Source organism: Enterobacter cloacae complex sp. OE43NF, assembly GCF_023544405.1.
Classification (GTDB): Bacteria; Pseudomonadota; Gammaproteobacteria; order Enterobacterales; family Enterobacteriaceae; genus Enterobacter; species Enterobacter cloacae.
Window position 1 is genome coordinate 1 of the sequence record NZ_JAMJFW010000145.1, and the last position, 846, is coordinate 846.

At 54.8% G+C, this 846-nt stretch carries 1 protein-coding gene and 1 tRNA gene; one reads left to right on the forward strand and one right to left on the reverse strand.

Annotated features, from left to right (window positions below):
* Window positions 1-102 precede the first annotated feature (102 nt).
* Window positions 103-609 (reverse strand): G/U mismatch-specific DNA glycosylase, encoded by a 507-nt coding sequence (gene mug / locus M8370_RS23400; protein ID WP_020689452.1) that lies wholly within the window; start codon window positions 607-609, stop codon window positions 103-105.
* Between the two features lie 125 nt (window positions 610-734).
* On the opposite strand from mug, the gene M8370_RS23405 reads away from it, so the two are divergent.
* Window positions 735-810: transfer RNA gene (locus M8370_RS23405), tRNA-Ile, on the forward strand.
* Window positions 811-846: the final 36 nt, after the last annotated feature.

Below are 846 nucleotides of genomic sequence, written 5' to 3' on the forward strand. Positions count from 1 at the left end.
AATTTTCCTGAAACAACATTCGTCGCTTTCGGTAAAAAAATACTGGGGAACCCTCAGCCCTGTGAGAGAGGGCCAGGACGAGGCATCAGGCCGCAGAGCCCCCTAAAGCCCCCGCACCACCAGCGCCTCGTCGAGCTCCCTGTAAGCTTCCACCAGTTTATCCAGCGTTGCCCTGTTAAGTCCGCTCGGGTTTGGCAGCACCCATACCTGCGTCACGCCGATGGTGATGGCCTGTTTACCCCATTTCACCCCGCGCTGGCTGAACGCCTGCTCATAGGCCTGTTTCCCCAGAATCGCCAGCGCGGCAGGCTGGTAGTCTTCGATCTTCTTAATCAGTTCCCGCCCGCCAGTGCGCAGCTCATGCAGGTTGACTTCGCTCGCCTGCACGGTTGGTCGCTCCACCAGCATGGTGATCCCGCAGCGCGTATCCAGCAGATGCTGCTCCTCTTCAGGCTTGAGTAACCGGTCGGTAAACCCGGCCTGGTAGATCACTTTCCAGAAGCGGTTCCCCGGATGAGCAAAGTGAAAACCGGTATGCGCCGAGGATTTACCGGGGTTGATCCCGCAGAACACCACCCGTAGCCCCGGGGCCAGAATATCGTTGATCATATTTACTCCCGATTGATACATCATCATGGAAGTATAAAGGATTGATTATGCGTTGTTTATAAAAACAGCAGGCGGGTGTGAATGGCTGGATTGCTGCGGGGAGTTACATTATAATCCACCGCCACGGCCCCTTAGCTCAGTGGTTAGAGCAGGCGACTCATAATCGCTTGGTCGCTGGTTCAAGTCCAGCAGGGGCCACCAAATTTTAGCTTTAGAATCATATAATTAAGCCACTCA

Bases quoted from the DNA above. Each gene is read 5' to 3' on its own strand.
- mug (WP_020689452.1), bottom strand. From the start codon at position 609: ATGATCAACGATATTCTGGCCCCGGGGCTACGGGTGGTGTTCTGCGGG.